This window comes from Serratia plymuthica (assembly GCF_018336935.1).
In the GTDB taxonomy this organism is placed as follows: domain Bacteria; phylum Pseudomonadota; class Gammaproteobacteria; order Enterobacterales; family Enterobacteriaceae; genus Serratia; species Serratia plymuthica_B.
The window spans coordinates 1,045,689-1,072,432 of record NZ_CP068771.1; the positions used below are offsets into that span (position 1 = coordinate 1,045,689).

Sequence of the window (26,744 nt, forward strand, 5' to 3'; positions counted from 1 at the left end):
AGTTTTATGGCCACGCATCTGGTCTGGTTACGTAACGATCTGCGTATAACCGATAACAAAGCGCTGCACGCCGCCTGTTTCGATCCCGCCGCCCGCGTGCTGGCGGTGTTTATCGCAACCCCTGGGCAGTGGCGGCAGCATGAGATGGCGCCGTGTCAGGCGGCGTTTATTCATGCCAACCTGCTGCAGGTTCAGCAGGCGCTGGCGGATCGCGGTATTCCGCTGGTCTGCCATCAGTGCGATGATTTTGCCGCTGCGGTTGACTGGCTGGTGGCATATTGCGCGCAAGAGCGGGTGGATACGCTGTTTTATAACCGCCAGTACGAGCTCAATGAGCTAAAGCGTGACCGGCAGGCAGAGCGGCGTTTATCCGGGCAGGTGATTTGCCAGAGCTTCGATGACAGCCTGCTGTTGCCGCCGGGCAGCGTACAAACCGGTGGCGGTGAGATGTACAAGATTTATACGCCGTTTCGCAAGGCTTTCATCCAGCGGCTGACCGAATCCGACGTTCGTTCTCTGCCGGCACCCAAATCCCGTGAGGGCGGCGTGCTGCCGGTGTCAGTTGCGCCGGCGGCGTTCGATTACCCGCAGGCCGAGGTGGGCGCAGATTTTCCCGCCGGGGAAGAGGCGGCGCTGCAACGGCTGCGCGCTTTCTGCCGTGAGCAGGTGCAAGATTACCTGCCACAACGTGATTTTCCCGCTATTGCCGGTACCAGCAGCCTGTCGCCGTATCTGGCGATTGGCGTACTGTCGCCGCGCCAGTGCTTTAACCGCCTGCGCGCCGAATGCCCGCAGGTGCTGGAAAACAGCGACAGCGGCGCTTTTGGCTGGCTGAACGAATTGATCTGGCGCGAATTTTATCGGCATCTGATGGTGGCCTATCCTGCATTATGCAGGCACCGTCCCTTTATCGAGTGGACGGATAAGGTACGCTGGCGGGATAACGACATGCTGTTGCTGGCCTGGCAGCAAGGCGCGACCGGTTATCCGATCGTCGATGCCGCCATGCGTCAATTGAATAAAACCGGCTGGATGCACAACAGGTTACGCATGATCAGCGCCAGCTTTTTGGTGAAGGACCTGCTGATCGACTGGCGCGCCGGCGAACGCTATTTCATGTCGCAGCTGTTGGACGGCGATCTGGCGGCGAACAACGGTGGCTGGCAGTGGGCGGCCTCAACCGGCACCGACGCCGCACCGTATTTCCGCATCTTTAACCCGACCACCCAGGGCGAACGTTTTGATCCGCAAGGCACTTTTATCCGTAAATGGTTGCCCGAGCTGGCGGATGTACCGGACAATGCTCTCCATCAACCCCATCGCTGGGCGGAAAAACAGCAACGCACGCTGGATTACCCGCTGCCGATTGTCGATCACAAGCAGGCCCGGCTGGAGACGCTGGCGGCCTTTGAAGCGGCCAGGCGGGGGGAATATTAAGGCGACAGCAAGGAGCGAAAGAATGATGAACAAGGTGCTGGCCCTGTGCCTGAGCGGCTATTCAGCCCTGGCGCTGGCCGGCTTTGACGTGGTAGCGCTTGGCGTTGACGGCGGCGTCAGCGACGGCAATCTGACATCCTATCTGATCCGCAGCGACAACCAGCCGCAATATCTGGCGCTCGATGCCGGCTCACTGTTGCCGGGCATTGCCAAAGGGTTGGAAAAAGGCAGTTTCCCGCAGGTGACCCCCGAACTTGCGGCGCCCTATACGCCGCAAGGCTATGTGTTTCGGCAACTGATCGGCGGTTACTTTATCAGTCACGGCCATCTGGACCACGTGGCTGGGCTGATTATCGCCTCGCCCGAGGACAGCAAGAAAAATATTTATGCCCAGGCCGATACCATCCTGACCTTGCGCAATCATTACTTTAACTGGAAGGCCTGGCCAAACTTCACCGACGCCGGTAACGGGTCGCGGCTGGGCACCTATCGGTTGCAAACGGTGCGGCCGCAGCAGCGCTTTACCCTTGGCGTCACCGGCCTGAGCGGCGTGATGTATCCGCTTAGCCACGATCGCTATCCTTCTTCGATGCTGCTGGTGTCCGATCGCAGCGGATCCTTCGCTTATTTCGGCGACACCGGGCCGGATGCGCTCGAGCAGTCGCGCAATCTGGATACCGCCTGGCGCGCGCTGGGGCCGTTAATTGAACAGAAAAAGCTGAAGGGGATGATTATTGAAACCTCTTACCCCAATGGCGTTGAAGATAAAAACCTGTACGGCCACCTGACGCCGGCGTGGCTGTTGAAAGAGCTGAAAAATCTGACTCAGTACAGCGGCGGCGAAGGCTCGCTGAAAGATTTTCCGGTAGTGATCGGCCACATCAAACCCAGCCTGAAGCAGGGCGAAGAGGTGCGCGCTACCATTAAACGGCAGTTGGATCAGGGCAACGATCTGGGCGTGAAGTTTATCCTGATGCAACAGGGTGACCGGCAGACATTTTGAATTGAAGAGAGAAGACTATGCGTAACCTCGATCTGGAAAATCTGATCAACAGCAAACTGAACACCGCCGCGTTTCAGGACTATGCGCCGAATGGCCTGCAGGTAGAAGGGCGGCCGCACGTGAAGCGCATCGTCACCGGCGTGACGGCCTGTCAGGCGCTGCTGGATGCGGCGGTGGAGCAGCAGGCGGACGCTATCCTGGTGCATCACGGGTATTTCTGGAAAAACGAAGCGCCGGCGGTGCGCGGCATGAAACGCAATCGGCTGAAAACCTTGCTGACCAATGATATCAACCTGTACGGCTATCATCTGCCGCTGGATGCCCACCCGGTGCTGGGCAACAACGCGCAACTGGCGCATCTGCTTGGCATTCGCGTGATTGGCGAAGTGGAGCCGCTGGTGCCGCACGGCGAGTTTGAACAACCCTTGACCGGCGTTGAGCTGCAGCAACGCATTGAGAGCCGCCTGGGCCGTGCAGTGCTGCACTGTGGCGATAACGCGCCGGCGCACATTCGCAGCGTGGCCTGGTGTACCGGCGGCGGCCAGGGTTTCATCGATAGCGCGGCGAGTTTCGGCGTGGATGCCTTTATCAGCGGCGAAGTGTCGGAACAAACCATTCACACCGCACGGGAAATGGGCGTTCACTTCTTCGCTGCCGGTCACCACGCCACCGAGCGTGGCGGCGTGAAGGCGCTGGGTGAATGGCTGGCGCAGCATCATGGCTTTGAAGTGACCTTTATCGATATCCCGAACCCCGCCTGATTTCTCCCTGGGATTCAGCCCGATTCACACGTCGGCTGAATCCTTCTGCGTTGCTAACTCCTTATTTTCACAATGATTGCGTTTTATTGACAGCCGGAGCCGTGTCGCGCATAACTGTGTTATTGCAAATAATAAAAATGCCTATGTATTTCCAGTTGCGGCCAGGCGACCTGTTCGTTGATACCCAACTATTGTCGGGGCGTTGCATGTTGCGCCCAGGTAAGTTGGGCGGAACGCAGCGGCTTGAAAGACGGCGGTTAACGGTTAAAGGAGAAGAAGGGTGCAACAAGCGCGATATTACCTGTTGGGTGAACGAGCGGTAGTGCTTGAGCTGTCGCCACCGGTGACGCTGCCGAGCCAGCAGCGGATCTGGGCGCTGGCTGAAAAACTGAATCATCATCCCGATGTGCTGGAAGTGGTGCCGGGAATGAACAATCTGACGCTGTTGCTGAATACGCCGCAGGCGGACGCCGAAGCGATGCTGGCGCTGTTGCAGCAGGGCTGGGACAGCGAGGAAAGCCTGGTGCCGGAATTGCGCGAGGTAGATATTCCGGTGATCTACGGCGGCGAATATGGGCCGGATCTGGACGAGGTCGCGCGCCATACCGGCATGACGCCGCAGCAGGTGGTGGAATGCCACTCTTCTGCGGCCTATGTGGTTTATTTCCTTGGCTTCCAGCCGGGCTTTTCTTATATGGGCGGCATGCCGGAAAAATTGGCGACGCCGCGCCGCGCCGAACCGCGCCAGGCGGTGGCCGCAGGTTCCGTCGGCATCGGCGGCAGCCAGACCGGCATTTATCCGCTGGTCACGCCGGGGGGGTGGCAGTTGATTGGCCGCACGCCGCTGTCGTTATTCAATCCTTATGACATGCCGCCGACACTGCTGCGTCCTGGCGATAACGTGCGCTTTGTGCCGCAGAAGGAGGGCGTATGTTGAAGATCCTGCGTGCGGGCATTTACACCACGGTACAGGATGCGGGCCGTCAAGGTTTCCGCCGCCTTGGCGTTAGTCAGGGAGGTGCGCTGGACCTGCCGGCGCTGAAAATTGCTAACCTGCTGGTGGGTAATTCAGCGGATGCCGCCGGGTTGGAAATCACCTTGGGTCAATTCAGCGTCGAATTCACCCAGGCGGGGTGGATCGCGCTGACCGGGGCCGGTTGCGATGCAAAACTGGACGAAAAACCGCTGTGGACCGGCTGGCGTTACCCGGTTAAAGCGGGCCAGCAACTGCTCATGAGTATGCCTAAACGCGGTATGCGCAGCTATCTGGCGCTCTCAGGGGGGATCGCCGTGCCCGAAATGCTCGGCTCGCGCAGCACGGATATCAAAGCTGCCTTTGGCGGGCTGGAAGGGCGCAACCTGAAAGACGGCGACAGCTTGCCGTTGGGCAAGCCGGCTTCCCTGCCGCAAAACAGCTGTGGCGTAAAGCAACTGCTGTTCAATAACCGCATCCGCGCCTTGCCGGGACCGGAATATGCCGAGTTCAGCCCCGAGGCGCAGGAGGCTTTCTGGCGTACCGCCTGGCAGCTCAGCCCGCAGAGCAACCGCATGGGATATCGTCTGCACGGTGGCACTGTGCTGGGCCGCACCACCGACCGCGAAATGCTGTCGCACGGCCTGTTGCCGGGCGTGGTGCAGGTGCCGCATAACGGCCAGCCGATCGTGCTGATGGCCGATGCGCAAACTACCGGCGGTTATCCGCGCATTGCCTGTGTGATCGAAGCCGATCTCTACCATTTGGCGCAGATCCGTCTGGGCGAGGCTATCCACTTTGTTCCCTGCACGCTGGCGGAGGCGCAACGCGCCAAGGCTGAGCAGGATCGCTTTATCCAACAAATTGCCTGGGGGTTAGATGCTCATTGATCTGAACGCCGATCTCGGCGAAGGCTGCGCCAACGACGAGGCGCTGCTGCAACTGGTCAGTTCGGCCAATATTGCCTGCGGTTTTCACGCCGGTGATGCGCAAACCCTGCGTCAGTCGATCCGTTGGGCGCTGCAATATGGCGTGGCGATTGGCGCGCACCCTAGTTTCCCCGATCGCGAGAACTTTGGCCGTACCCGCATGCAACTGCCGCCGGAAACGGTGTATGCGCAGATGGTGTATCAACTGGGGGCGGTGGCGGCGATGGCCCGTGCCGAAGGCGGGGTGATGGTGCATGTGAAGCCGCACGGCATGTTGTACAACCAGGCTGCGGTAGAACCGGCTTTGGCGGAGGCCATCGCCCGGGCGGTGAAGGCGGTCGATCCTGCCATGCGGCTGGTGGGGTTGGCGGGCAGCGAGCTTATCCGCGCCGGCGAAAAACTGGGCTTGGCGACGCGGCAGGAAGTGTTCGCCGATCGCGGCTATCAGGCTGACGGCACGCTGGTGCCGCGCGGGCAGCCGGGCGCACTGATCGAGGACGACGAACAGGCGCTGGCGCAAACGCTGGAAATGGTGCGACATCATCGGGTGCGCACGCAGGACGGCACCTGGGCGGCGGTGCAGGCGGAAACCGTCTGTCTGCACGGCGACGGTGAACATGCGTTAAGTTTCGCCCGCACGCTGCGCGAACGTTTCGCCGTAGAGGGCATTAGCGTCAGCGCAGAATAAAAATAATTAAATATACACAACACACAACACAATAATACCCAATGGATTTCGAGTCACAGCTAGGCAGCAAGGGCGTAAATCTCCAGGAGCTTACTTAAGTAAGTGACTGGCGTTTGCGCATGCAGCTAACAACGCTGTGGCTTGAAAGCCGAGGGGAAAAGGAAGGCGCTATGGAACAGGTTGTTAACTTATGGCCATTGATTGGCATTGTCGCCATCGTGGTTGGTTTTGTTTTGCGTTTCAATCCGGTGCTGGTGGTGATTGCCGCCGGCATCATCACCGGGCTGGCGGCGCTGATGCCGCTGGACGTCATTCTGGAAAAGCTGGGCGAAGGCTTCCTCAATACCCGGAATCTGCCGCTGATCCTGCTGCTACCGCTGGCGGTAATAGGTCTGCTGGAACGCCACGGGCTGAAAGAGCGCGCGCAGGCGTGGATCGCCAAGATCAAGAGCGCCACCGCCGGGCGGTTGCTGATCGTCTACCTGTTTGTGCGTGAAATCACCGCCGCCATGGGGCTGACCAGCCTGGGGGGACACCCGCAAATGGTGCGGCCGCTGCTGGCGCCGATGGCGGAAGGGGCAACCGAAAACCGCTACGGCGAGTTGCCGGAACGCACGCGGCATCGCCTGCGTGCCATGTCCGCCGCCACCGATAACGTCGGGCTGTTCTTTGGCGAGGATATCTTCGTGGCCTTTGGGGCGATCATCTTCATGCATAACTTTATGCTGGAGTCTGGCGGTATCCAGACCGAGCCGTTGCATATCGCTTTATGGGGCATTCCGACCGCCATTTTCGCTTTCCTGATCCATGCCTTCCGGCTTTATCGGATGGACAAACAGCTCAGCGCCGAGCTGGCGCAGCTCAATCAGGCGGCGTTGCGGGCCAAAGGAGATACCCAATGAATTTCCAACAACAATATCTCTATTGGCTGGCCGGTGCGGTGCTGTTGATCGTCGCGGTGATGTCGTTCCGCGATCGCGCCAACCCGCGTCGCATCACCACCGGGCTGTTCTGGGCGCTGTACGGCCTGGTCTTTTTGGTCGGCGACTGGACCTACAGCCTGCTGGGTGACGTGTTGGGCGAGGGCGGCAATGAGAAACGCGTGCTGCATATCATCGTCGGCATTGTGGTCATAGTGATGGCATTGATCGCCGGTTTTGGCGGCATGCGGCTTGGCAGTTACCATCAGCGCACTCCGCAGCAACGTGAGGAAAGTGCCAGGCGCTTGGGCAATCGACTGTTTATTCCTGCATTGGCGATCCCGGTGGTGACGGTGGCCGGCGTGTTGCTGTTCAACAATATTCCGGCTTTGCAGAAGGCGGTGTTCGGCAGCGGCAATCACGCCACGTTGATTACGCTGTTCTCGATGGCGCTGGGTGTGGTGCTGGGTGGCATTATTGCGGTGCGCATGACTCGCGAAACCCTGTCACAGCCGATACAGGAAGCGCGTCGTCTGTTGGATTCGGTCGGCTGGGCGTTTATTTTGCCGCAGATCCTGGCCACGCTGGGTTTGCTGTTCACTGCCGCCGGCGTCGGCACCGCGATTTCCCATTTGACCCAGGAATACCTGGCGGTCGACAACCGCTTTATCGCCGTGGCGGTTTACGCCATCGGCATGGCGCTGCTGACCATGGTGATGGGCAACGCCTTCGCTGCCTTCCCGATCGTCACTGCCGGCATCGGCATCCCGATCCTGGTGCTGCAACACGGTGGTAATCCGGCCGTCATGGCGGCAATCGGCATGTTTTCCGGTTATTGCGGCACGCTGATGACGCCAATGGCTGCTAACTTTAATATTGTGCCGGCGGCGTTGCTGGAATTGCCGGACAAGAATGCGGTGATCAAGGCACAGGTGCCGACCGGGGCGCTGTTGCTATTGGTGAACGTGTTCCTGCTTTATTTCCTGATGTTCCTGTAGGAGTAAGGATGCAAAAAGTATTGATTACCGGCTTTGAGCCTTTTGGCGGCGAGCGCCTCAATCCTTCCTGGGAAGTGGTAAAGCAGCTCAACGATATGGAACTGGTCGGCACGCGCATCGTGGCGCGCCAGCTGCCATGCGTGTTCGGCGCGGCATTGGAAGCGCTGAACGCGGCGATCGACGAGGTGCAGCCGGTCATGGTGCTGGCTATCGGCCAGGCCGGTGGGCGTACCGATATCACAATTGAACGGGTGGCGATCAACGTCGATGATGCGCGCATCCCCGATAATCAGGGGCAGCAGCCGGTCGATGAGCCGATCGTCGCCGGCGGCCCGGCGGCCTATTTCAGCACCTTGCCGATCAAGGCGATGGTCAGCTCGATGCGTGAGGCCGGCATTCCGGCTTCCGTTTCGCAAACTGCAGGCACCTATGTCTGCAACCACGTGATGTACGGACTGTTGCATCGCCTGAGCGGGCAGGGGGAGATCAAGGGGGGATTTATTCATATCCCTTATCTGCCGGAACAGGCCGCTGCGCACCCCGGTGCGCCCAGCATGGCGTCTCAGACGGTGCTGTTTGCGCTGGAGCTGGCCGTTTCCATCGCGTTGCAGGTGGAGCACGATCTGAAAGTGGTGGGTGGTGCCACGCATTAACAGGTGTTTTTCACCGGGGCGCCCGCTGCGGTACCCCGGTTAATTCAGGAGTTGCCACATGCCGGAAGGACCGGAAATTCGCCGGGCGGCGGATGCGCTGGCTACGGCGGTGATCGATCAGCCGCTGACCGACGTCGATTTCGCTTTTCCCCAGCTTAAACATTACCGCGACCGGTTAATCGGTGAGCGCATTATTGCTATCGAGCCACGCGGCAAGGCGCTGTTGACCCACTTTTCCAACGGGCTGACGATGTACAGCCACAATCAGCTGTATGGCGTATGGAAGGTGGCGGCGGCGGGGGAGACGCCGGACACCAAACGCGATTTGCGGGTGCGGCTGGAAACGGCGGAGCGGGCGATTTTATTGTACAGCGCCTCGGAGATCACCCTGGGGCCGCGCGAAGAGATTGAGCAACACCCATTCTTGCAACGTATTGGGCCCGATGTGCTGGATATGTCGCTGACGGTGACAACGGTGGAACAACGGCTGTTGTCGCCGGCGTTTCGCCGCCGACAATTGGGAGGAATGTTGCTCGATCAGGCGTTTCTTGCCGGTTTGGGCAATTACCTGCGCGCTGAAATTCTCTGGCAGGCGGAACTGGCGCCGCAGCACCGGCCGCAAGAGCTGGCGCCGGAAGTGTTACAGCGGCTGGCGGAGGCTCTGTTGGCGGTGCCGCGCCTCTCTTACCGGACACGTGGGCTGGCGGATGAGAATCGTCATCACGGCGCGCTGTTCAGCTTCAACGTGTTCCATCGCAGCGGCGAGCCTTGCGGGCGCTGCGGCGTGATGATTGTCAAAACCCAGCTGTCGTCGCGGCCGTTTTATTGGTGCCCCGGTTGCCAAAAATAGCAAAAAAAACGCCGCCCAATTGGGCGGCGCTGTGCTGCTTTATGTAGGGTAAAGCGGCGTTATTTGTTTTTCAGCTGGGATTTGAAATCACGTTCGGCATAGCCGGTATACAGCTGACGCGGACGAGCAATTTTGATGCCTTCGTCATGCATTTCGTTCCAGTGCGCAATCCAGCCGATGGTACGGGCGATGGCAAAGATAACGGTGAACATGGAAGAAGGGATACCCATCGCTTTCAGGATGATGCCTGAGTAGAAGTCGACGTTCGGGTACAGTTTCTTCTCGATGAAGTACGGGTCGTTCAGCGCGATGTGTTCCAGCTCCATCGCCACTTCCAACAGGTTGTCGTCCTTCTTGTTCAGCTCTTTCAGCACTTCGTGACAGGTTTCACGCATCACGGTGGCGCGCGGATCGTAGTTCTTGTACACGCGGTGGCCAAAGCCCATCAGACGGAACGAATCGTTTTTGTCTTTCGCGCGCTTGATGAACTCTGGGATGTGCTCAACGGTTTTGATCTCTTCGAGCATCTTCAGCGCGGCTTCGTTGGCGCCGCCGTGCGCCGGCCCCCACAGAGAGGCGATACCGGCCGCGATACAGGCAAACGGGTTAGCGCCTGAAGAACCTGCGGTACGTACGGTAGACGTGGAGGCGTTTTGCTCGTGGTCGGCGTGCAGGATCAGGATGCGATCCATTGCGCGTTCCAGCACCGGGTTCACCACGTATTCTTCACATGGGGTAGCGAACATCATGTGCAGGAAGTTGCCGGCGTAGGACAGATCGTTACGTGGGTAAACGAACGGCTGGCCCAGGGAATATTTGTAACACATCGCCGCCACGGTAGGCATTTTGGACAGCAGACGGAATGCGGTGATCTCGCGGTGACGCTCGTTGTTCACATCCAGCGCGTCGTGGTAGAACGCCGCCAGCGCACCGGTTACGCCGCACAGCACCGCCATAGGGTGCGAGTCGCGACGGAAGCCACGGAACAGATGGGTGATCTGGTCGTGGATCATGGTGTGGCGGGTCACGGTAGTTTTGAAGGTCTCGAACTCTTCTGCGGTCGGGGTCTCGCCGTACAACAGGATGTAGCACACTTCCAGGTAGGAAGACTCTTTCGCCAGTTGTTCGATCGGGAAGCCACGGTGCAGCAGCACGCCTTTGTCACCGTCGATAAAGGTGATTTTGGATTCGCAGGAAGCGGTAGAAGTAAAGCCGGGATCAAATGTGAAATAACCTTTGGAGCCCAGAGCGCGGACGTCGAGGACATCGGGGCCCAGCGTCGGGGATAATACGCCCAGTTCGATCGGAGCTTCGCCATCGTTAATGGTTAGCGTCGCTTTCTTATCAGTCATTTACTGTCTCCTTAGCGCCTTATTTTAAAAACCTCTAACAACTGAAATACCTTAATTCTCCGCAGGTTGCCCGCAAAAAATGGAGCGGGCGCTAACTCTGTGAGCGACTGCGCAATTGCGCGGGTAGGGTACAGAGTGCTAACCAGGCGAACGAGGCGGGTGACCAGTTGTTAACGATTCATCGGAATTCGTTATATTCTGTTAATCGTACCTACGACGTGTTCGGGGGTTTTATGAACCTATCCCAATATGCTGTTTTATTTGCCTTATTTGCTTTTACCTGCGGTGGTTTGTTGCAAACATGACCGGCAAAAACGGTTATTGGGATAGGTTCTGCCAAATACACTGTTGCATATCTTGAACACTGGGGGAAGTGTATCTGCTGACCTATAGCGCATCATAGGACCGTTTGTGCCCCTATATGTAATGGAAATGTTGATCTCTTGTCAAATCAGATAATTAATTTTGTGCTAATTGTGAAATCCGTGATCTCAATCACTGTTCGGGGGAAATGTTACCAAACAGATTGTATGGGAATTGTAATCAGAATGTGATCCTCCTATACTGCCGCCAGGTCTCCGGATTACCCTGAAGTAGGAGCACCCAGCGTTATAAATGCGCGCCGTTTAAGCACAGAGGATGTTGATGTTTGAGCGCGTGACGTGTAAGGGTTTTGGCTCTTAACGCTGTCTGATCCCCACCCAGGCCCGGAGGAAGGAAAATAATAAGAGCTGTGTGGGCAAAAACGTGAAAAAACAAAGACCTGTCAACCTGGATCTGCAAACGATTCAGTTTCCCGTAACTGCGATAGCGTCCATTTTACACCGAGTCTCTGGCGTAATTACCTTCGTTGCCGTAGGTATCCTCCTCTGGCTGCTGGGCCTGTCTCTCTCTTCCCAAGAGGGTTTCATGCAGGCTGCTGCCATCATGAATAGCTTCATCGTTAAATTCATATTTTGGGGCATCCTCACGGCGTTGGCCTATCACATTTGCGGTGGCATCCGTCACTTGTTAATGGATTTTGGCTATATCGAAGAGAGTTTAGCCGTAGGTCAACGTTCTGCCCAAGTGGCGATCGGTCTGACCGTCGTGCTGTCAGTTCTGGCTGGAGTCCTCGTATGGTAAACAATGTTTCTGCATTAGGGCGCAATGGCGTACACGATTGGTTGTTATTGCGTGCTTCCGCTATCGTCATCACCCTGTACGTGCTGTATATCCTGGGCTTCTTCGTCACGGCTCCGGATCTCACCTATGAAATCTGGCGCGGTTTCTTCGCCACCTCTATTACGAAAGTGTTCACGCTGCTGACGCTGCTGTCGATTCTGGTTCACGCCTGGGTCGGTTTGTGGCAGGTGCTGACGGATTACGTCAAACCGCTGGCAGTGCGTCTGGTATTGCAACTGGCGATCGTTGTCGTGTTGCTGGTCTATTTACTGTACGGAACAATCGTAGTGTGGGGTGTGTAAATGAAGCTGCCGGTCAGAGAGTTTGATGCAGTAGTTATCGGTGCTGGCGGTGCAGGTATGCGCGCTGCACTGCAGATTTCTCAAGCGGGCTCAACTTGTGCCCTGCTATCCAAAGTATTCCCGACCCGTTCCCATACCGTGTCTGCGCAGGGCGGCATTACCGTAGCCCTGGGCAATAACCACGATGATAACTGGGAATGGCATATGTATGACACGGTGAAAGGTTCCGATTATATCGGTGACCAGGACGCCATTGAATATATGTGTAAAACCGGCCCGGAAGCGGTTCTGGAACTGGAGCATATGGGGTTGCCGTTCTCCCGTACGGACGAAGGCCGCATTTATCAGCGCCCGTTCGGCGGCCAGTCACTGAACTTTGGTGGCGAGCAGGCGGCACGCACCGCGGCGGCGGCTGACCGTACCGGTCACGCCCTGTTGCACACCCTGTATCAACAGAACCTGAAAAACCACACCACTATTTTCTCCGAGTGGTATGCGCTGGATCTGGTGAAAAACCAGGATGGCGCGGTAGTGGGTACCACGGCTATCTGCATTGAAACCGGTGAAGTGGTTTACTTCAAAGCCAAAGCCACCGTGCTGGCGACCGGCGGTGCAGGCCGTATTTACCAGTCCACCACCAACGCGCATATCAATACCGGCGACGGTGTCGGCATGGCGCTGCGCGCCGGCGTGCCGGTGCAGGACATGGAAATGTGGCAGTTCCACCCGACCGGCATTGCCGGCGCCGGGGTTCTGGTGACGGAAGGTTGTCGTGGCGAAGGCGGTTACCTGCTGAACAAACACGGCGAGCGTTTCATGGAGCGCTATGCGCCGAACGCCAAAGACCTGGCAGGCCGTGATGTGGTTGCCCGTTCGATCATGATTGAAATCCGCGAAGGCCGCGGCTGTGACGGTCCGTGGGGGCCACACGTCAAGCTGAAGCTGGATCACCTGGGTAAAGAGGTGCTGGAATCCCGCCTGCCGGGCATTCTGGAACTGTCGCGCACTTTCGCGCACGTCGATCCGGTCAAAGAGCCGATCCCGGTTATCCCGACCTGTCACTACATGATGGGCGGCATTCCGACCAAGGTGACCGGCCAGGCACTGACCGTGAACGAGAAAGGCGAAGACGTGGTGATCCCGGGTCTGTTTGCCGTGGGCGAAATCGCCTGCGTATCGGTACACGGCGCCAACCGCCTGGGCGGCAACTCACTGCTGGATCTGGTAGTGTTCGGGCGTGCTGCCGGCATGCATTTGCAGGAGTCACTCGCGGAGCAGGGCGAAAGCCGTGACGCCAGTGAGTCGGATGTGGAAGCGTCGCTTGATCGTCTGAACCGTTGGAACAATACCCGTTCCGGCGAAGATCCGGTTGAAATTCGCAAGGCGCTGCAAGCCTGTATGCAGCACAACTTCTCGGTATTCCGTGAAGGTGATGCCATGGCGAAAGGGCTGGCAGAGTTGAAAGAGATCCGTGAACGTCTGAAGAACGCACGCCTGGACGATACCTCCAGCGAATTCAACACCCAGCGCATCGAATGCCTGGAGTTGGATAACCTGATGGAGACTGCGTTTTCCACCGCCGTGTCGGCCAACTTCCGTACCGAGAGCCGTGGGGCGCATAGCCGCTTCGACTTCCCGGATCGCGATGACGCCAACTGGTTGTGCCATTCGCTGTATCAGCCGCAATCGGAAAGCATGACGCGTCGTGAAGTGAACATGCAACCGAAGCTGCGCCCGGCATTCCCACCGAAAGTGCGTTCCTACTGATCGCGGAGATCGATTGATGAAACTCGAATTCTCAATATATCGCTATAACCCGGATGTCGATGACGCTCCGCATATGCAGGATTACACCCTGGAAGCGGAAGAAGGCCGGGACATGATGCTGCTGGATGCGTTAATCCAGTTGAAAGAGAAAGATCCGACCCTGTCGTTCCGCCGTTCGTGCCGTGAGGGCGTGTGCGGTTCCGATGGTCTGAACATGAACGGTAAAAACGGTCTGGCGTGCATTACCCCCGTCTCGGCGTTGCGCAAAGGCAACAACAAGATTGTGATCCGTCCTCTGCCTGGGTTGCCGGTGGTGCGGGATCTGGTGGTTGATATGGGCCAGTTCTATACCCAGTATGAAAAGATCAAACCTTACCTGCAGAACGACGGCAAGAATCCTCCGGCGCGCGAACACCTGCAATCGCCGGAACAACGGGCTAAACTGGACGGTTTGTATGAATGTATCCTGTGCGCCTGTTGCTCGACGTCTTGCCCATCGTTCTGGTGGAATCCTGACAAGTTCATAGGGCCGGCCGGTCTGTTGGCGGCGTATCGCTTCCTGATCGACAGCCGTGACACGGAAACGGAAGAACGTTTAGACGATCTGGACGACGCTTTCAGTGTTTTCCGCTGCCATAGCATTATGAATTGTGTCAGTGTATGCCCTAAAGGCTTGAACCCGACGCGTGCGATCGGTCATATCAAGTCTATGCTGCTGCAACGCGGCGCATAAGCGAAACGAGATGCTGCGCCGGGCAGGTCCCGGCGCACATCGCAAAGGAGGGAGCCTCTAAAAACTGACCCGCGGCTGCGGCGCTATGCAGCCTGGTTCGCCCGCCGGTTTTTAGAGGTTCCTTGTAAGGGACCGCAAGGTCCATAACAAAACGTATCAGGCCATAATGGCATACCCTATGATTTTCGAGTTGCAGCCAGGCGACCGGTTCGCGAGTCCCCATGTAAGTTACTGGGGGGAGCGAACGCAGGCAACAACGCTGCGGCTTGAAAGGCGACGGGTATTAAGTACGTCGAGTGAACCGTTTCTACGGCAAACCGTATCCATCACGGTAATTATGTTAACCACGGCGAAAACTAAAGCTTCAAAGCTTAAGGGATCATGATGCAGAACGGCGCAATGAAGGCCTGGCTGGATTCCTCCTATCTGGCGGGCGCGAACCAGTCTTACATAGAACAGCTCTATGAAGACTTCTTAACCGATCCGGGCTCCGTTGAAGATAGCTGGCGTTCCATTTTTCAACAGCTACCAACCGCGGGTGTTAAACCCGATCAGCTTCACTCTCAAACGCGTGACTACTTCCGCCGCCTGGCGAAAGACTCTGCGCGTTACAACACCACCATCAACGATCCAGACACCGACGCCAAACAGGTCAAGGTACTGCAGCTGATCAACGCCTTCCGTTTCCGCGGACATCAGCATGCCAACCTCGACCCGCTCGGTCTGTGGCAACAAGAGACCGTTGCCGATCTCGATCCCGCTTACCACAATCTGACCGACGCAGACTTCCAGGAAACCTTCAACGTGGGTTCATTTGCCATCGGCAAAGAGACCATGAAGCTGGGCGATCTGTATGCCGCGCTGAAGCAGACTTACTGCGGTTCGATCGGTGCGGAATACATGCACATCACCAATACCGAAGAGAAACGCTGGATCCAACAGCGCATCGAATCGGTAGCGGGGCGCGCCAGCTTTACCAACGAAGAGAAACGCCGTTTCCTGAACGAGCTGACCGCAGCGGAAGGTCTGGAACGCTATCTCGGCGCTAAATTCCCGGGAGCGAAACGCTTCTCTCTGGAAGGCGGCGATGCGCTGGTGCCTATGTTGAAAGAGATGGTTCGCCACGCCGGCAAGAACGGCACGCGCGAAGTGGTGCTGGGCATGGCTCACCGCGGCCGTCTGAACGTGTTGATCAACGTGCTGGGCAAAAAACCGGCCGACCTGTTCGACGAGTTTGCCGGCAAGCATAAAGAACACCTCGGCACCGGTGACGTAAAATATCACCAGGGCTTCTCCTCCGACGTCGAAACCGAAGGCGGCATGGTTCACCTGGCGCTGGCGTTCAACCCGTCGCACCTGGAGATCGTCAGCCCGGTGGTGATGGGCTCCGTACGTGCCCGCCGCGATCGTCTGGACGAAGCGCGCAGCAACATGGTGCTGCCAATCACCATCCACGGTGACGCCGCTATTACCGGCCAGGGCGTGGTTCAGGAAACCCTGAACATGTCGCAGGCTCGCGGTTACGAAGTGGGCGGCACGGTGCGTATCGTCATCAACAACCAGGTTGGTTTCACCACCTCCAACCCGTTGGATGCGCGTTCGACCCAATACTGTACCGATATCGCCAAAATGGTGCAGTCGCCGATCTTCCACGTCAATGCCGACGATCCGGAAGCGGTGGCGTTCGTTACCCGCCTGGCGTTGGATTTCCGTAACACCTTCAAACGCGATGTGATGATCGATCTGGTCTGCTACCGTCGTCATGGGCATAACGAGGCCGACGAGCCAAGTGCAACCCAGCCGGTGATGTACCAGAAAATCAAAAAACATCCGACGCCGCGCAAGCTTTATGCTGACGTTCTCACCGAACAGAAAGTCGCGAGCCTGGAAGATGCCACGGAAATGGTCAACCTGTATCGCGATGCGCTCGATCGCGGCGATTGCGTGGTTGAAGAATGGCGTCCGATGAATCTGCATTCCTTTACCTGGTCGCCGTACCTGAACCACGAGTGGGACGAAGAGTACCCAAGCAAGGTTGAGATGAAGCGCTTGCAGGAACTGGCTCGTCGCATCAGCACCGTCCCGGAAGCGATCGAAATGCAGTCGCGCGTAGCGAAAATCTACGGCGACCGTGCAGAGATGGCCGCAGGCAACAAAGCGTTCGATTGGGGCGCGGCTGAAACGCTGGCCTACGCCACTATGGTCGATGAAGGCATTCCGATTCGCATTTCCGGTGAAGATGCCGGGCGCGGGACCTTCTTCCACCGTCATGCAGTGGTGCATAACCAGAAAAACGGTTCGGTCTACGTTCCGCTGGCGAATGTGCACAGCGGGCAGGGCGAGTTTAAAGTCTGGGACTCCGTGCTGTCTGAAGAAGCGGTGCTGGCGTTCGAATACGGCTACGCCACTGCGGAACCGCGCACCCTGACCATCTGGGAAGCGCAGTTCGGTGACTTCGCCAACGGCGCTCAGGTGGTGATCGATCAGTTCATCAGCTCCGGCGAGCAGAAATGGGGCCGTATGTGTGGCCTGGTGATGCTGTTGCCGCACGGCTACGAAGGCCAGGGTCCGGAGCACTCCTCCGCGCGTCTGGAGCGTTACCTGCAGCTGTGCGCAGAACAGAATATGCAGGTGTGCATCCCGTCCACCCCGGCACAGGTTTACCATATGCTGCGTCGTCAGGCGCTGCGCGGTATGCGCCGTCCGTTGGTGGTGATGTCACCGAAATCCCTGCTGCGTCATCCGCTGGCGGTTTCTTCCCTGGACGAACTGGCTAACGGCACCTTCCTGCCGGCTATCGGCGAGATCGACGAGCTGGATCCGAAAGCGGTCAAACGCGTGGTGATGTGCTCCGGCAAGGTGTATTACGACCTGCTGGAACAGCGCCGCAAGAACGACCAGAAAGACGTGGCTATCGTACGCATCGAGCAGCTGTACCCGTTCCCGCACCAGGCCGTTCAGGCCGTGCTGGAGAAGTATGCTCACGTGCATGATTTCGTCTGGTGCCAGGAAGAGCCGCTGAACCAGGGCGCCTGGTACTGCAGCCAACACAATTTCCGTGAAGTCGTGCCGTTCGGGGCTTCTTTACGTTACGCCGGACGTCCAGCCTCCGCCTCTCCGGCGGTCGGTTATATGTCCGTACACCAGAAGCAGCAACAGGCTCTGGTTAATGACGCGCTGAATATTGAATAAAGATTAAAGGAAAGCTAAATGAGTAGCGTAGATATTCTGGTTCCTGACCTTCCTGAATCGGTTGCCGATGCGACCGTAGCCACCTGGCACAAGAAACCAGGCGACAGCGTCCAGCGTGACGAAGTGCTGGTTGAAATCGAAACTGACAAAGTTGTGTTGGAAGTGCCGGCCAGCGAAGCAGGTATTCTTGATGCGATCGTGGAAGAAGAGGGCGCAACCGTGCTTTCTCGCCAGATCCTCGGCCGTATTCGCCCGGGCAACAGCTCTGGCAAGCCGACCGAAGAGAAAAGCCAGGCTAAAGAAGCCACTCCGGCACAGCGCGCAACCGCCAGCCTGGAAGAAGAGAGCAACGATGCGCTCAGCCCGGCGATCCGCCGCCTGATTGCTGAACACGATCTCGACGCTGCAGCCATCAAAGGCAGCGGCGTGGGTGGCCGCATCACTCGCGAAGACGTGGAAGCGCATCTGGCTAACGGCAAGAAAGCCGACAAGCCGGCCGCAGCCGCAGTTGAAGCCGCACCGCAGCCTGCTCTGAGCAACCGCAGCGAAAAACGCGTGCCGATGACCCGTCTGCGCAAGCGCGTGGCTGAGCGTCTGTTGGAAGCGAAGAACAGCACTGCGATGCTGACGACCTTCAACGAAATCAACATGCAGCCGATCATGGACCTGCGCAAGCAGTACGGTGAAGCCTTCGAAAAACGCCACGGTGTACGTCTGGGCTTCATGTCCTTCTACATCAAGGCGGTGGTTGAAGCGCTGAAACGCTTCCCGGAAGTGAACGCTTCCATCGACGGCACCGACGTGGTCTACCACAACTACTTCGATATCAGCATTGCGGTATCTACTCCACGCGGCCTGGTGACCCCGGTTCTGCGCGATGTGGACAGCATGAGCATGGCGGATATCGAGAAGAAAATCAAAGAGCTGGCGGTCAAAGGCCGTGACGGTAAATTGACCGTGGAAGAACTGACCGGCGGTAACTTCACCATTACCAACGGCGGCGTATTCGGCTCATTGATGTCTACCCCGATCATCAACCCGCCGCAGAGCGCGATCCTGGGCATGCACGCCATTAAAGATCGCCCAATGGCGGTGAATGGCCAGGTTGTGATCCAGCCAATGATGTATCTGGCGCTTTCTTACGATCACCGCCTGATCGACGGCAAAGAGTCCGTTGGTTACCTGGTGACGGTGAAAGAGATGCTGGAAGATCCGGCTCGTCTGCTGCTGGACGTATAACCCTGATGGGCGCGCGACCTTAAATAATTGAAGTTGCATCGCGGCGGCAACGGAACGAATCCCCAGGAACATAGCGAACTATGTGACTGGGGTGAGAGAAGGCAGCCAACAAAGATGCAGCTTCAAGTATGACGGGTACGCCGCGTCCACACTCTGTGCTATGTGGCCGACTAAAGTCATGCGGTTTTCCGCCAAAATGGCTCGGCTAAAACCTTCAGAACTGAATGGATAGAACATCATGAATTTACACGAATATCAGGCAAAACAGCTGTTTGCTCGGTATGGCATGCCGGCACCAACCGGTTACGCCTGTACCACACCGCGTGAAGCAGAAGAAGCCGCATCCAAAATCGGCTCAGGCCCGTGGGTGGTAAAATGTCAGGTTCATGCTGGCGGTCGCGGTAAAGCTGGCGGCGTTAAAGTGGTTAACAGCAAAGAAGACATCCGTGCTTTCGCTGAAGCCTGGCTGGGCAAGCGTCTGGTGACCTACCAGACTGACGCGCTGGGCCAACCGGTTCACCAGATCCTGGTAGAAGCGGCGACCGACATCGATAAAGAACTGTACCTGGGCGCGGTGGTCGATCGCGCAAGCCGTCGCGTGGTGTTTATGGCATCCACCGAAGGTGGCGTTGAGATTGAAAAAGTTGCGGAAGAAACCCCGGAACTGATCCACAAAATGACCATCGACCCACTGGCAGGCCCACAGCCTTATCAGGGCCGTGAGCTGGCCTTCAAACTGGGCCTGACCGGCAAGCAAGTCGGCCAGTTCGCCAAGATCTTCATGGGTCTGGCGACGCTGTTCCTGGAGCGCGACCTGGCGATGGTTGAGATCAACCCGCTGGTAGTGACCAAGCAGGGCGATCTGATCTGCCTGGACGGCAAACTGGGCGCCGACGGCAACGCACTGTTCCGCCAGTCTGAACTGCGCGAAATGCGTGACCCTTCTCAGGAAGATGAGCGTGAATCTCGCGCTGCGCAGTGGGAGCTGAACTACGTTGCTCTCGACGGCAACATCGGCTGCATGGTTAACGGCGCCGGTCTGGCGATGGGCACCATGGACATCGTTAAACTGCACGGCGGCGAACCGGCCAACTTCCTCGACGTAGGCGGCGGCGCGACCAAAGAACGCGTGACCGAAGCGTTCAAAATCATTCTGTCCGACGACAAGGTGAAAGCGGTTCTGGTCAACATTTTCGGTGGTATCGTACGCTGCGATCTGATCGCCGACGGCATCATTGGCGCAGTCGCCGAAGTGGGCGTTAACGTCCCTGTGGTCGTGCGCCTGGAAGGGAACAATGCCGAACTGGGCGCCAAGAAACTGGCGGACAGCGGTCTGAATATCATTGCTGCGACCAGCCTGACTGATGCGGCTCAGCAAGTTGTTGCGGCAGTGGAGGGTAAATAATGTCCATTTTAATCGATAAGAACACCAAAGTAATTTGCCAGGGCTTCACCGGTAGCCAGGGGACCTTCCACTCCGAGCAGGCTATCGCTTACGGCACCAAAATGGTCGGTGGCGTTACGCCGGGCAAAGGCGGCACTCAACACCTGGGTCTGCCGGTGTTCAACACCGTGCGCGAAGCGGTAGAAGCCACCGGCGCCACTGCGTCCGTGATCTACGTCCCGGCGCCGTTCTGCAAAGATTCCATTCTGGAAGCTATCGATGCAGGCATCAAACTGATCATCACCATCACCGAAGGCATCCCGACGCTGGATATGCTGACCGTGAAAGTGAAGCTGGATGAAGCCGGCGTGCGCATGATTGGCCCGAACTGCCCTGGCGTTATCACTCCGGGCGAGTGCAAAATCGGCATCATGCCAGGCCACATCCACCTGCCGGGCAAAGTGGGCATCGTTTCCCGCTCCGGTACCCTGACTTATGAAGCGGTTAAGCAAACCACCGATACCGGTCTGGGCCAGTCTACCTGTGTGGGCATCGGCGGCGACCCGATCCCTGGCTCCAACTTCATCGATATCCTGAAAATGTTCCAGGAAGATCCGCAGACTGAAGCGATTGTGATGATCGGCGAGATCGGCGGTAGCGCGGAAGAAGAAGCGGCTGCTTACATCAAAGAACACGTCACCAAGCCGGTCGTGGGTTACATTGCTGGCGTTACCGCGCCGAAAGGCAAACGTATGGGCCACGCGGGCGCAATCATCGCCGGCGGTAAAGGCACTGCGGACGAAAAATTCGCCGCGCTGGAAGCGGCCGGGGTTAAAACCGTGCGCAGCCTGGCTGACATCGGTGAAGCGGTAAAAGCGGTATTGAATCGCTGATACGGCAAGACTCTCTCGATATGATTGGCCACCCTTTGGGGTGGCCTTTTTTATGGCAAGGGATCAGAAGCTGTTGAGTGCCTTGATCAGCGCGATGTGATCCTGCAGACGTTGTTTTTGCATTGCGTCGTTGCCGGTTCTCCGTTGCTTTTCGAGCGAGGAGAGAGCGGCGTTATAGCCGGCGGCGTCACTGAATAATGCGTCTTTGACGTTGATCGAGGCCACGTTGGTATAACGGCCATCATCGGTGGTGGGAACGCGGATGATACCTTGATTTAACAGACTTTTAACGATCGCCCGTTGGGGTTCATAACCTTCCATGCCCACCAGTTTCCAGCGTTGCTGCGGCTGCCCTTGATATTGTCCTTTTTTCACTTCCGTCAGATAACGCAGGGTGAGATTGCGAATGGTGCCTTCTTCCTCGCCGTATTGCGCCTTGCTGTCGGACAGTATCGGGAAGGATTGTCCCTCCAGCGCGCCGCCTTTTTGCGTCAGATGCCCCATGCGATAGCTGTTCATGCCCAGGCGAATCGGCATCTCGTCGGTGACCGGGGTGCCATCGGCCAGGCGTAAATCGGTAATGCGCGAACCGGCGGGTTGGCGCAGATCGATGCTGTAGGTGACGCCGTCGAAAAAGTCGTTGGTGGAGTATTTGGAGGCGCGACGCGCCGGGTTAAAGCTGTAGGTGACGTCACCCGGCTTAAGCTGGTTAAAGTAGCCGGCGGACCATTCCATATACTGCCTTAACGCTTTGCCGTTGAGCTGATAAACGGTGATTTCGCCGCCGGCGTATTGATAGTTAAACGCGATATCCTTGGCCTTGATTTCACCGACATCGAGTTTGGCGGAGTCATTATCGATCTGCAGGGCGATCACCTGCGCCTGCGGCGCGTAATAACGGGCGGCCTGCTGGAACAGGGCGCTGATGCCGGTATCCTGAATATGCACCTGCGGAATGCCCTTGATCTCGTCGGCAGGCACCAGGTCGCTGCCGGTCAGCGTCGCCACCACCCGATTGGCATTGGCGCGCAGGATATCGTGATACGGCTGGTAGAGGGCCAGCATGCCGCTATCGGGCGTGATGCCCTTAATCGGGTAGGTAAAACTGTCTTTATTGATCAGGGCGAATTTGCCGTCGCGCCGTTCAAACTGCAGATCGATGCGCGATAGCGCGCGGCCATATTTATCCGGCTCGGTAATAATGACGCCGTTGACCACCGCCTTGTCGATTTTTACATGCATATGCCCGGCGACGATTGCCGCCAGCTGCGGGTTGGCGTTGGCAATGTCGGCCACGCCGGTGCCTGGTCGCTGGTTTTCGTTATCGATACCCATATGCGCCACCAGAACGATGGCGTCGACCTGGCCGTCAATCTCGCTGATTACGTTCTTCACCGCTTGCACAGGGTCGGTAAAGTTCAGCCCTTTGGTGCGATCGGTGCCCTTGGCAAACTCGGCGGTCATTGGCGTATCCATGCCGATAATGCCGATTTTAACGCCCTGGCGTTCGACAATTTTGTACGCCGGCAGGAACGGCTTGCCGTTATCCCAGAAAATATTGCCCGCCAGCGCGGTGCCTTCAAACTGTTTTAGCGGTGTCGCCAACACCGGCAGACCGAAATCGAACTCATGGTTGCCCATCACCCAGACGTCGTACCTGAGCGCGTTGAAGCCCAGCATCATCGGGCTGATGGCTTCATGTTTGAAGGTTTCGACAAAGTTGCCCTGTATGGTGTCGCCGGCGTCAACCAGGATCAGGTTGGGCTGCTCGGCGCGCAGTTTTTTAATCTGAGTGGCGATCTGGCTCAGGCTACCTGCCAGGTTTTCGGTATCGCTGGCGTAGTCCCAGGGCACGAAGGTGCCGTGCAGGTCAGAGGTGCCCAGCAACGTAATATTCACCGTTTCCGCGGCAATGGCGCTCCCTGAGAGTCCAAGAACAGAGGCAAAAAGAATTTTTTTCATAAGTTATTGTAGGCCAAAGATTTTCTATACAAGATTTTATTTTGCTACAAAAATGCAACCTTTACGATCAAATAGCTAAAAATAGACTAATATTGGAGAGAGTTTTTTGCTTTTGTGACTGAAATCACTGTGTTCGATTATTGGAAATAAAAAGTTAATTATGTCGCATAATAAGCGCGTAATAATACAATGGTGCCGCTTTTAAATTACATTTATTTAACACAAAAATATCATTAAAAAACAATTAAACCATTGCGCAACATGACCCTAAGAAAATTATGAGAAATGTGCTGATGAATATGGAAATAATACTGAGATAGGCTTAAATTGTTTCAGATCAAATTAGCCTGGAGTCCCTCTTTTGGCCAGGATTTGACCTGTAACCAAAAGTCTAACCCACATCACGCAAAAACCTATTTATTGTGTGGGATTGGGCGAGTATCATCCATGTTGTGATTATGGATGGTTGATCTTGTTGCATTTGTTACCCGTTGTCGGTTTTCAGTGGTGTGCTTGACGTTGGCCCGCAGGGCCTTGCGGTGAGTGTGCGGTTGAAAGCGGAGAAGCTGGATCAAATTTGTTGTTTTTAAGGGCATTCACTGCGGGGCGTTACCGGCAGCTTTGAAAAAAGTCATACCCTGAATAATGGATGTTGCATCACTACGGCAAGAGCGTGAGTTCCTGGGAGTTTACTTAAGTAAGCGATCGGGGTGAGCGTTCGCAGCCAACACAGATGCAGCTTCAAGTATGACGGGTATATGCCGATAACCGCATGTCGGAGTCTTCCTGCGAGGAGCAAGGAGTCAAGATGTTTGATATTGTCGAACTGTCGCGCTTACAGTTTGCTTTAACGGCTATGTACCATTTCTTATTTGTCCCATTAACGCTAGGCATGGCGTTTTTGCTGGCAATTATGGAAACGGTATATGTGCTGTCTGGCAAACAAATCTATAAAGACATGACCAAATTCTGGGGCAAGTTATTTGCAATTAACTTTGCTCTGGGTGTGGCCACCGGTTTGACCATGGAGTTCCAGTTCGGGACCAACTGGTCATATTTCTCCCATTACGTCGGTGATATTTTCGGGGCCCCGCTGGCCATCGAAGGTCTGATGGCGTTCTTCCTGGAATCGACGCTGGTCGGCCTGTTCTTCTTCGGCTGGGATCGTCTGAGCAAAGTGCAGCACATGGCGGTAACCTGGCTTGTGGCGCTGGGCTCGAACTTCTCCGCACTGTGGATCCTGGTTGCCAACGGCTGGATGCAGAACCCGATCGCCTCTGACTTCAACTTCGAAACCATGCGCATGGAGATGCTCAGCTTCTCCGAATTGGTGCTCAACCCGGTTGCGCAGGTGAAGTTTGTGCACACCGTGGCTGCCGGCTACACCTGTGGCGCGATGTTCGTTCTGGGTATCAGCTCTTACTATCTGTTGAAAGGCCGCGATGTCGCCTTTGCCAAGCGCTCCTTCGCCATTGCCGCCAGTTTCGGTATGGCTGCCGTATTGTCCGTTATCGTGCTGGGTGATGAATCCGGTTACGAAATGGGCGACGTGCAGAAAACCAAACTGGCCGCTATCGAAGCCGAGTGGGAAACCCAACCGGCTCCGGCCGCCTTTACCCTGTTCGGGATCCCGAATCAGGATAAAATGGAAAACTCCTACGCGATTCAAATCCCTTACGCGCTCGGGCTGATTGCGACTCGCTCAACGGACACCCAGGTCACCGGCCTGAAAGATCTGATGGCGCAGCATGAAGTGCGTATCCGCAACGGCATGAAAGCTTACCAACTGCTCGAAGAGCTGCGTGGCGGCAATACCGATCCGGCCGTGCGTGCCGAGTTCAATAAAGCCAAGCAGGATCTGGGCTACGGTCTGTTGCTGAAGCGTTATACCCCGAACGTCACCGACGCGACGGAAGCGCAAATCCAGCAAGCGACCAAAGACTCCATCCCACGCGTGGCGCCGCTGTACTTCGCCTTCCGCATCATGGTGGCCTGTGGCGTGCTGATGCTGTTTATTATCGGTCTGTCGTTCTGGAGCGTGATTCGCGGTCGCATCGGTCAGAGAAAATGGCTGCATCGCGCGGCGCTGTACGGCTTGCCGCTGCCCTGGATTGCGATCGAAGCCGGCTGGTTTGTGGCTGAATACGGTCGTCAACCCTGGGCGATCGGTGAGGTGCTGCCGACGGCTGTCGCCAACTCTTCACTGACTGCGGGCGACATTCTGTTCTCGATGGGGCTGATTTGCGGCTTGTACACCCTGTTCCTGGTGGCTGAGATGTACCTGATGTTCAAATTTGCGCGTCTGGGTCCAAGCAGCCTGAAAACTGGCCGCTACCACTTTGAACAACCGACTGCCGCCGTGCAGGAAGCGCGCTAAACAGGAGTCCACGTATGTTTGACTATGAAGTACTGCGATTTATCTGGTGGGCTCTGATTGGCGTATTGCTGATCGGTTTCGCCGTCACCGACGGTTTCGACATGGGCGTCGGCATTCTGCTGCGCATTATCGGCAAAACCGATACTGAGCGCCGGGTGATGATCAACGCCATCGCTCCGCACTGGGACGGTAACCAGGTGTGGCTGATCACCGCGGGTGGCGCCCTGTTCGCCGCCTGGCCGATGGTCTATGCGGCGGCGTTCTCCGGTTTCTACGTCGCGATGATCCTGGTGCTGTCAGCCTTGTTCTTCCGCCCGGTCGGTTTTGACTACCGTTCGAAGCTGGAAAACAGCCGCTGGCGCAACATGTGGGACTGGGGCATTTTCATCGGCAGCTTCGTGCCGGCCTTGGTGTTCGGCGTGGCGTTCGGCAACCTGTTGCAGGGCGTGCCGTTCCACATGGACGAATACATGCGTCTGTTCTACACCGGCAACTTCTTCCAACTGCTGAACCCGTTCGGCCTGTTGGCGGGCGTGGTCAGCCTGACCATGCTGGTGACGCAAGGGGCAACTTATCTGCAGATGCGTACCTCCGGCGAGATCCACCTGCGCGCACGCGCTGCGGCGCAGATCTCCACGCTGGTGATGGCGGTATGCTTCCTGTTGGGCGGCGTATGGCTGGTGAAAGGCATCGATGGGTATGTGATTACCTCGGCGCTGAATACCATGGCGGAGTCTAACCCGATGCGTAAAGAAGTGGCGCATCAGGCGGGTGCCTGGTTGATTAACTTCAACAAGTTCCCGGCTCTGTGGGCGCTGCCTGCATTGGGCGTCGTGCTGCCGTTGTTCACCGCGCTGTTCTCGCGCTTGCAGAAAGACGCGTTGGCCTTCGTGTCTTCGTCGCTGACCATTGCCTGTGTGATCCTGACCGCCGGGGTAACCATGTTCCCGTTCGTGATGCCGTCAAGCACCGTGCCTAACGTTAGCCTGACCATGTGGGACGCGACGTCCAGCCTGTTTACGCTAGAAGTGATGACCGTTGTTGCGGCGATCTTCGTGCCTATCGTTCTGGCGTACACCAGTTGGTCGTACTACAAAATGTTTGGCCGTCTCGACAAGAACTTCATCGAGAACAACAAGCATTCGCTGTATTAAGGATAAGGAGCTA

Annotated in this window: 22 protein-coding genes; 20 read left to right on the forward strand and 2 right to left on the reverse strand. The window is 57.0% G+C overall.

Translation table 11 applies throughout. The features are described from left to right. Nucleotides 1-6: 6 nt before the first annotated feature. The 10 genes from phrB (at nucleotide 7) to nei (ending at nucleotide 9,212) form a co-directional block, all read left to right on the forward strand. Nucleotides 7-1,437 (forward strand): deoxyribodipyrimidine photo-lyase, encoded by a 1,431-nt coding sequence (gene phrB, locus JK621_RS04930; protein WP_212558859.1) that lies wholly within the window; start codon nucleotides 7-9, stop codon nucleotides 1,435-1,437. Nucleotides 1,438-1,459: 22 nt separating this feature from the next. Continuing rightward, on the forward strand, nucleotides 1,460-2,440 hold the full coding sequence (locus JK621_RS04935) for an MBL fold metallo-hydrolase (protein ID WP_212558860.1): 981 nt from the start codon (nucleotides 1,460-1,462) through the stop codon (nucleotides 2,438-2,440). A gap of 17 nt (nucleotides 2,441-2,457) precedes the next feature. After that, nucleotides 2,458-3,201: a type 2 GTP cyclohydrolase I gene (locus tag JK621_RS04940; RefSeq protein WP_212558861.1), complete on the forward strand. Its 744-nt coding sequence runs from the start codon at nucleotides 2,458-2,460 to the stop codon at nucleotides 3,199-3,201. Between the two features lie 280 nt (nucleotides 3,202-3,481). Beyond that, nucleotides 3,482-4,138 (forward strand): 5-oxoprolinase subunit PxpB, encoded by a 657-nt coding sequence (gene pxpB / locus JK621_RS04945; protein ID WP_212558862.1) that lies wholly within the window; start codon nucleotides 3,482-3,484, stop codon nucleotides 4,136-4,138. Next, nucleotides 4,132-5,064: a 5-oxoprolinase subunit PxpC gene (gene pxpC, locus JK621_RS04950; RefSeq protein WP_212558863.1), complete on the forward strand. Its 933-nt coding sequence runs from the start codon at nucleotides 4,132-4,134 to the stop codon at nucleotides 5,062-5,064. The genes pxpB and pxpC overlap by 7 nt, the downstream gene beginning before the upstream one ends. After that, a complete protein-coding gene (pxpA, locus tag JK621_RS04955) occupies nucleotides 5,054-5,791 on the forward strand; it encodes a 5-oxoprolinase subunit PxpA (RefSeq protein WP_212558864.1) in 738 nt (245 codons plus the stop codon). The genes pxpC and pxpA overlap by 11 nt, the downstream gene beginning before the upstream one ends. 170 nt (nucleotides 5,792-5,961) lie before the next feature. Further along, the gene (locus JK621_RS04960; protein ID WP_212558865.1) at nucleotides 5,962-6,693 is read left to right on the forward strand and encodes a DUF969 domain-containing protein; all 732 of its coding nucleotides are present in this window, start codon (nucleotides 5,962-5,964) and stop codon (nucleotides 6,691-6,693) included. After that, the gene (locus tag JK621_RS04965; protein WP_212558866.1) at nucleotides 6,690-7,709 is read left to right on the forward strand and encodes a DUF979 domain-containing protein; all 1,020 of its coding nucleotides are present in this window, start codon (nucleotides 6,690-6,692) and stop codon (nucleotides 7,707-7,709) included. Before JK621_RS04960 ends, JK621_RS04965 begins: the two co-directional genes overlap by 4 nt. Nucleotides 7,710-7,717: 8 nt before the next feature. Then, nucleotides 7,718-8,362 (forward strand): pyroglutamyl-peptidase I, encoded by a 645-nt coding sequence (gene pcp / locus JK621_RS04970; RefSeq protein WP_212558867.1) that lies wholly within the window; start codon nucleotides 7,718-7,720, stop codon nucleotides 8,360-8,362. A 58-nt stretch (nucleotides 8,363-8,420) separates the two neighbouring features. After that, a complete protein-coding gene (nei, locus tag JK621_RS04975; RefSeq protein ID WP_212558868.1) occupies nucleotides 8,421-9,212 on the forward strand; it encodes an endonuclease VIII in 792 nt (263 codons plus the stop codon). Between the two features lie 59 nt (nucleotides 9,213-9,271). Here the strand turns inward: nei and JK621_RS04980 are convergent, their stop codons facing one another. Continuing rightward, nucleotides 9,272-10,564 carry a citrate synthase gene (locus tag JK621_RS04980; protein ID WP_004949745.1) on the reverse strand — a complete coding sequence of 431 codons (1,293 nt, stop codon included), beginning with the start codon at nucleotides 10,562-10,564 and terminating at the stop codon, nucleotides 9,272-9,274. 735 nt (nucleotides 10,565-11,299) lie between these two features. Between JK621_RS04980 and sdhC the strand changes: the two genes are divergently transcribed. From sdhC to sucD, 8 genes are all read left to right on the forward strand, one after another. Continuing rightward, nucleotides 11,300-11,689: a succinate dehydrogenase cytochrome b556 subunit gene (gene sdhC, locus JK621_RS04985; RefSeq protein WP_212558869.1), complete on the forward strand. Its 390-nt coding sequence runs from the start codon at nucleotides 11,300-11,302 to the stop codon at nucleotides 11,687-11,689. Next, a complete protein-coding gene (gene sdhD, locus JK621_RS04990) occupies nucleotides 11,683-12,030 on the forward strand; it encodes a succinate dehydrogenase membrane anchor subunit (RefSeq protein WP_004949748.1) in 348 nt (115 codons plus the stop codon). The genes sdhC and sdhD overlap by 7 nt, the downstream gene beginning before the upstream one ends. After that, nucleotides 12,031-13,797, forward strand: coding sequence for a succinate dehydrogenase flavoprotein subunit (gene sdhA / locus JK621_RS04995; RefSeq protein WP_212558870.1), 1,767 nt, complete (start codon nucleotides 12,031-12,033; stop codon nucleotides 13,795-13,797). It abuts the gene before it with no gap. A gap of 16 nt (nucleotides 13,798-13,813) precedes the next feature. Continuing rightward, nucleotides 13,814-14,530: a succinate dehydrogenase iron-sulfur subunit gene (locus JK621_RS05000; RefSeq protein ID WP_212558871.1), complete on the forward strand. Its 717-nt coding sequence runs from the start codon at nucleotides 13,814-13,816 to the stop codon at nucleotides 14,528-14,530. Nucleotides 14,531-14,914: 384 nt separating this feature from the next. After that, nucleotides 14,915-17,722, forward strand: coding sequence for a 2-oxoglutarate dehydrogenase E1 component (gene sucA / locus JK621_RS05005; RefSeq protein WP_126486279.1), 2,808 nt, complete (start codon nucleotides 14,915-14,917; stop codon nucleotides 17,720-17,722). Nucleotides 17,723-17,740: 18 nt separating this feature from the next. After that, nucleotides 17,741-18,961 carry a 2-oxoglutarate dehydrogenase complex dihydrolipoyllysine-residue succinyltransferase gene (gene odhB, locus JK621_RS05010; RefSeq protein WP_004949755.1) on the forward strand — a complete coding sequence of 407 codons (1,221 nt, stop codon included), beginning with the start codon at nucleotides 17,741-17,743 and terminating at the stop codon, nucleotides 18,959-18,961. A gap of 238 nt (nucleotides 18,962-19,199) precedes the next feature. Then, nucleotides 19,200-20,366: an ADP-forming succinate--CoA ligase subunit beta gene (gene sucC / locus JK621_RS05015; RefSeq protein WP_004949756.1), complete on the forward strand. Its 1,167-nt coding sequence runs from the start codon at nucleotides 19,200-19,202 to the stop codon at nucleotides 20,364-20,366. After that, nucleotides 20,366-21,238, forward strand: coding sequence for a succinate--CoA ligase subunit alpha (gene sucD, locus JK621_RS05020; RefSeq protein WP_004949757.1), 873 nt, complete (start codon nucleotides 20,366-20,368; stop codon nucleotides 21,236-21,238). Before sucC ends, sucD begins: the two co-directional genes overlap by 1 nt. Nucleotides 21,239-21,301: 63 nt before the next feature. Here sucD and JK621_RS05025 read toward each other — a convergent pair whose 3' ends face one another. Beyond that, on the reverse strand, nucleotides 21,302-23,200 hold the full coding sequence (locus tag JK621_RS05025) for a bifunctional metallophosphatase/5'-nucleotidase (RefSeq protein ID WP_212558872.1): 1,899 nt from the start codon (nucleotides 23,198-23,200) through the stop codon (nucleotides 21,302-21,304). A gap of 808 nt (nucleotides 23,201-24,008) precedes the next feature. Between JK621_RS05025 and cydA the strand changes: the two genes are divergently transcribed. Next, on the forward strand, nucleotides 24,009-25,577 hold the full coding sequence (gene cydA / locus JK621_RS05030) for a cytochrome ubiquinol oxidase subunit I (RefSeq protein WP_004949759.1): 1,569 nt from the start codon (nucleotides 24,009-24,011) through the stop codon (nucleotides 25,575-25,577). A gap of 14 nt (nucleotides 25,578-25,591) precedes the next feature. Then, on the forward strand, nucleotides 25,592-26,731 hold the full coding sequence (gene cydB, locus JK621_RS05035; protein WP_212558873.1) for a cytochrome d ubiquinol oxidase subunit II: 1,140 nt from the start codon (nucleotides 25,592-25,594) through the stop codon (nucleotides 26,729-26,731). The last annotated feature ends 13 nt before the right edge of the window (nucleotides 26,732-26,744 follow it).

Excerpts from the sequence above, each read along its gene's own strand:
- phrB (WP_212558859.1), top strand. The coding sequence starts at position 7 with ATGGCCACGCATCTGGTCTGGTTACGTAACGATCTGCGTATAACCGAT.
- JK621_RS04935 (WP_212558860.1), top strand. The coding sequence starts at position 1,460 with ATGATGAACAAGGTGCTGGCCCTGTGCCTGAGCGGCTATTCAGCCCTG.
- JK621_RS04940 (WP_212558861.1), top strand. The coding sequence starts at position 2,458 with ATGCGTAACCTCGATCTGGAAAATCTGATCAACAGCAAACTGAACACC.
- pxpC (WP_212558863.1), top strand. The coding sequence starts at position 4,132 with ATGTTGAAGATCCTGCGTGCGGGCATTTACACCACGGTACAGGATGCG.
- pxpA (WP_212558864.1), top strand. The coding sequence starts at position 5,054 with ATGCTCATTGATCTGAACGCCGATCTCGGCGAAGGCTGCGCCAACGAC.
- JK621_RS04960 (WP_212558865.1), top strand. The coding sequence starts at position 5,962 with ATGGAACAGGTTGTTAACTTATGGCCATTGATTGGCATTGTCGCCATC.
- JK621_RS04965 (WP_212558866.1), top strand. The coding sequence starts at position 6,690 with ATGAATTTCCAACAACAATATCTCTATTGGCTGGCCGGTGCGGTGCTG.
- pcp (WP_212558867.1), top strand. The coding sequence starts at position 7,718 with ATGCAAAAAGTATTGATTACCGGCTTTGAGCCTTTTGGCGGCGAGCGC.
- nei (WP_212558868.1), top strand. The coding sequence starts at position 8,421 with ATGCCGGAAGGACCGGAAATTCGCCGGGCGGCGGATGCGCTGGCTACG.
- JK621_RS04980 (WP_004949745.1), bottom strand. The coding sequence starts at position 10,564 with ATGACTGATAAGAAAGCGACGCTAACCATTAACGATGGCGAAGCTCCG.
- sdhD (WP_004949748.1), top strand. The coding sequence starts at position 11,683 with ATGGTAAACAATGTTTCTGCATTAGGGCGCAATGGCGTACACGATTGG.
- sdhA (WP_212558870.1), top strand. The coding sequence starts at position 12,031 with ATGAAGCTGCCGGTCAGAGAGTTTGATGCAGTAGTTATCGGTGCTGGC.
- JK621_RS05000 (WP_212558871.1), top strand. The coding sequence starts at position 13,814 with ATGAAACTCGAATTCTCAATATATCGCTATAACCCGGATGTCGATGAC.
- sucA (WP_126486279.1), top strand. The coding sequence starts at position 14,915 with ATGCAGAACGGCGCAATGAAGGCCTGGCTGGATTCCTCCTATCTGGCG.
- odhB (WP_004949755.1), top strand. The coding sequence starts at position 17,741 with ATGAGTAGCGTAGATATTCTGGTTCCTGACCTTCCTGAATCGGTTGCC.
- sucC (WP_004949756.1), top strand. The coding sequence starts at position 19,200 with ATGAATTTACACGAATATCAGGCAAAACAGCTGTTTGCTCGGTATGGC.
- sucD (WP_004949757.1), top strand. The coding sequence starts at position 20,366 with ATGTCCATTTTAATCGATAAGAACACCAAAGTAATTTGCCAGGGCTTC.
- JK621_RS05025 (WP_212558872.1), bottom strand. The coding sequence starts at position 23,200 with ATGAAAAAAATTCTTTTTGCCTCTGTTCTTGGACTCTCAGGGAGCGCC.
- cydA (WP_004949759.1), top strand. The coding sequence starts at position 24,009 with ATGTTTGATATTGTCGAACTGTCGCGCTTACAGTTTGCTTTAACGGCT.
- cydB (WP_212558873.1), top strand. The coding sequence starts at position 25,592 with ATGTTTGACTATGAAGTACTGCGATTTATCTGGTGGGCTCTGATTGGC.